Origin of the sequence: Microcoleus sp. S13_C3 (genome assembly GCF_036700905.1) — a bacterium.
Lineage (GTDB): Bacteria > Cyanobacteriota > Cyanobacteriia > Cyanobacteriales > Microcoleaceae > Microcoleus.
The window spans coordinates 1-4,375 of record NZ_JAUBPT010000291.1; the positions used below are offsets into that span (position 1 = coordinate 1).

A 4,375-nucleotide genomic window follows, 5' to 3' on the forward strand; every position below is an offset into this window, starting at 1 on the left:
TTTAGAAGGTTTTTTTAGTTATTTAGTAGTGCACAAATTTAGGTATTTGTCAAATTAATTTAGATGCGTTTACCCTGGGTCAATATCGAGATTGTCATATCCGTGGATATGGCACTGGCGATACCCAAGCAGAAGCCAAAGAATCTGCACGCGAAGATTACCAGAATGAAAAAGAAAAGATTAAAGAAAAGTATTATTCTTAATCTGTCATTTGAGTCGCAATAAGTAAGGTGCGTCGCCATCAACAATCTGCAAGTTTCATGGAACAAGTCGTAGCGACGCACCCTACAGTCCTCCGTTTAGATCGTTCCGATGAAGAGCGGATTTGATAGGACTAATTCGCAGAGGGTGGTTTCGGTTCTTGAATTTGCGGAACAGAATCCTGTTTCTTAAATCGATTAAAGCCGTAAACCGCAGCCGCAATTAACAGAAAATAAGGACTATAAGCCAACAGCCAAATACCCAAACCAAACAAACCGAGCGTCAATTCAGCCACAGAATGAGTCGCTTTCCCCCAAGTTTCCTGCGCCCGCAAACCTAGAGAAGGTTCCTGAGTTTGTTGAGCCGATACTGCAGCTTGTAGAGTTAAGCTAATATTCGAATAGGCTACTTGATTTCGCAAACTTTTTAACTGAGCGTCAATGCGTTCGATCGACTCCCGAATATTGCTCAACTCTTGAGCAGCTTTGAGTACATCGCCGACAGAACCCGATCGCTCCATAATTTTTAACACCATTTCTTCCGATTTGCGGAGGTTCCGCAGCCTAGCCTCGCTGTCAACTAATTGAGCGGTAACATCCTCAGCCGTCAGAGAACGGTTCTCTACAGTTCCGAGTTTTGCCAAAGCCTCTAAAGTCGTTTCTAAACGTTCTTGAGGCACGCGAATCTCCACAGACGCTGTTTGGCGGACACTCGAATCCGGCGGCTTTTGATTTTGGAAACCCAAGATATCGCCTTGCTGTTTTTCGACAATATTAGTAACAGATTTAGTGCTGGCGTCAATAGATTTGACAACTACACTGAGTTCGGCTTTTTTAATCAGTTGGGGACGGGTTGCTGGAGTTTCTGCTGCTTTTTTTGATGCACCAGGAGTTTTTGACCTTTGGGCTGCTGGCTCCGGTGCTGGTGCCGATTGTGGAGCCGATGCGGCAACTTGGTTTTCAGGGCTGCTGGGTGAAGCTGCGCCGCCGGGAGCGCTGCTGGTTGAATCTCCTCCACAGCTAGGCAAAGCAATGGCTGAAGATAAAGTTAAGAATACCGCCACAGCAAAACGAGTTGTGCTGTTGGTGGTTGGGTTTGGGTTTGGCTTGGGCGGGGGGGAATTGATTTTGAGGTGAGTTTTCATTTGAGTGACTCCTCTAAAAAAGGCTTGGGTATTGAATTTTATGCTGGTTTTAATTTAAGCTCGAATAGATAGCGTTAGTTTAGCCGATACCGAAATGGAAACGGTAGAGGTTGCAGATTTTTTTATTTTTAACCGCAGATGAACGCAGATAAACGCGGATGTAATAATGACTGATGAATTTGATTCTGATTTTATGCGATCGACAACGAATATCGATCGCCCTGGCAACATTTCCTCTGGGTTAGACTCTGCGGCAGTTTTGCGAGAACAAGCTTGCCTTAAAATTCGCGAAAGCTTGCGTGCGGGCCAGCAGGACATGGCGGATTGGCAAGGCGGCCCCCTTGCTGTTTCGGCGGTTCCGGGGGCCGGGAAGTCTACGGGAATGGCTGCTGCGTCGGCAATTGCGATCGCCCGCAACGGGCTTCACAGCCGCCGCCAGTTAATTGTCGTGACATTTACCAGATCTGCTGCTGCTAATATTAAAGCTAAAATTCGGGAAAGATTGGCCCAATTGTCTTTATCTCAAGGCGGTTTTGCCGTGCACACTTTGCACGGTTTAGCTTTGAATATTGCCATGCGCCATCCTGATTTGTCGGGTTTAAATTTAGAAAATTCAACCTTAGTTACTCCCACTCAAAGTCACCGATTAATTCGTACCTGTGTAGAACTTTGGATTGCTGAAAATCCCCGTCGATATCAAGTTTTGTTGGAAGGACAGCAATTCGACGGAGAGGAAACGGAGAGGCTGCGGCGACAATCGGTTTTGCGGACAGAAATTTTGCCACAGGTAGCTAAAACAGTGATTCACGAGGCGAAATCTTCTGGTTTGTTTCCCGAACAGTTGTTAGAAATGAGCGCTCTTGATACGGGGGATGGTTATGAGATTTTAGCAGTAGCTGGGGGTTTATATCAAAAATATCAGGCTTTGTTGAGGAGTCGGGAATTCATCGATTACGACGAGATGATTTTAGCAGCTTTGCGGGTGTTGGACAATCCGAGGGCGAGGGCGATCGAGCAAAAGCAAGTATTTGCCGTTTTTGAGGACGAAGCGCAGGATTCGACACCTTTGCAAACTCGGCTTTTGGAAACATTGGCGATCGATCCCGATCGTCCTACTTTACCTCCCAATTTTATCAGAGTTGGCGACCCAAATCAAGCGATTAATTCTACTTTCACTCCCGCCGATCCGATTTATTTTAACCAATTTTGTGATGAGTGCGAAGTAGAGAATAAGTTAGCGACAATGGACGGTGCAGGCCGCAGCACCCAAGTAATTATCGATGCTGCTAACTTTATGTTGCAATGGGTAAATGGCTCAGAATTAGCTAAAAATGAAAAGCCTTTTCGCGACCAAACTATTAAGCCCGTACCCAGCACTGACCCGCAGCAGAATGCCAATCCGGCTCCCATTGGTCGAGGCTTAGAATTGCATACTCCCCGCGATATTTACCATACCGTTGAGTTAATTGGCAAGCGGGTAATTCAGTTAGTAGAAGAATTTTTACCGGCAGATTTTGAATTCGCAATAAATGAAAAAGCTATCCATTCAGGCACGGAAGCTAGCGAGGGGGAAAATAGCGCAAAATTGCCGTTAGAAAATCTGAAATCGATGGCTATTTTGGTGCGGGAAAACAAACAAGGTAAGTTTATCAAAGAAGTGCTAGAAAATCCTCAAAAACACGGATTAAGCTTTGATTTGCGTAAATACGGGATTAAAATTGAGGATGTGGGAGAACGCGACAGACATTCTCAAGTACCTTGGGAAATCTTAACACTGCTGCAATTTCTCGATCGCCCCCACTCTCCAGACTACCTGAAAGCAGCCTTAAAGATTTTGAGCGATCGACAACTGATTCCCAAACAAGACTACAATGCTTTTGCTACCAGCCCCGAACAATTCCTTTACCCAGGCCCCCTAGACCCGCAGCAGTCAGATCCCGTTCGCAAATGTCGCTATTTTTGCTGCGGTTTGCTGCAAGCTAGCTTAGAACTCCCACCCTACCAAATCATTTCATTCTTAGCCTTAGCGCTGCAATACGACCAAACAGAATTAGCCACCGCCGACAAATTAGCAGAACGGGTAGCAATCCAAACAGCCGGCAACAATTCAATGCGGAATATTTTGGGTGTACTTAGCGAAATTGTCAGTTCCGAAAGATTTGAACCTGTGGATGCAGACGACAAAATAGAAGAACGTTATACCAGCAAAGGTCAACTAACCATTATTACCATGCACAAAGCTAAAGGATTAGATTGGGATTGCGTATTTTTGCCGTTTCTGCACGAACAAACCATCCCCGGAAATTTGCGAGTTTTGCCGCAAACCCGATTTTTAGGAGATTTCACTTTAGCAGAGGTAGCGAGAGCACAAATTCGAGCAAGTTTGCACGAAAAATATCCTTTACCAAATCTAGGCGAAGCGTGGGAACAAGCAGGTTATTTGAAAACAGCAGAAGAGTTTCGACTGCTGTATGTGGCGATGACGCGAGCAAAAAGTTTGTTGTGGATGGCGGCGGAGAAAAAAGGGCCTTTTACTTGGAACAAACCAGAGAATTTACAGGAGCAAAAACCTTGTCCGGTAATGCCTGTCTTGAAGCAGAGATTTCCGAGTAATGCGATATAAAAAAGTAAGAATTATATCATGTCCGGTCGATTACCCCAAATCACGTAGGGGCGGGTAAACCTGCCAATATCTGCCAATAATTAACAATCTCAAAAACCCGCCCGGCCGGGATATTATGGTCAATCTATCGGACATGATATTAAGCTGATGTGCATCAGCTTATCACAAGTTATCTGGCGTTATAAAATCCCTATCCTTGTCGCATAATCAACTTAATTCGATTGTTAATTGTTGTGCATTTAAATTGTATGTTGAGGACGGGCTTTCCGGCCAAACCCTTACTCTCCACAAGAGTGAAAATTTCTTTTACCATGCAATTTAAATGCGGATTAAGTAGTCAGACAGAATTAATTACACAAATACATAGTAGAATGATATTTCCGGCAAAATTATGAGTTAATTACAGT

At 44.6% G+C, this 4,375-nt stretch carries 2 protein-coding genes; one reads left to right on the plus strand and one right to left on the minus strand.

Annotated features, from left to right (window positions below; all coding sequences use genetic code 11):
* Positions 1 to 334: 334 nt before the first annotated feature.
* Positions 335 to 1,345 (minus strand): DUF4349 domain-containing protein, encoded by a 1,011-nt coding sequence (locus QUA16_RS35845; RefSeq protein ID WP_333109532.1) that lies wholly within the window; start codon positions 1,343 to 1,345, stop codon positions 335 to 337.
* A 166-nt stretch (positions 1,346 to 1,511) separates the two neighbouring features.
* Between QUA16_RS35845 and QUA16_RS35850 the strand changes: the two genes are divergently transcribed.
* Entirely contained in the window at positions 1,512 to 3,968 is a 2,457-nt protein-coding gene (locus QUA16_RS35850) for an ATP-dependent helicase (RefSeq protein WP_333109531.1), read from the plus strand.
* The last annotated feature ends 407 nt before the right edge of the window (positions 3,969 to 4,375 follow it).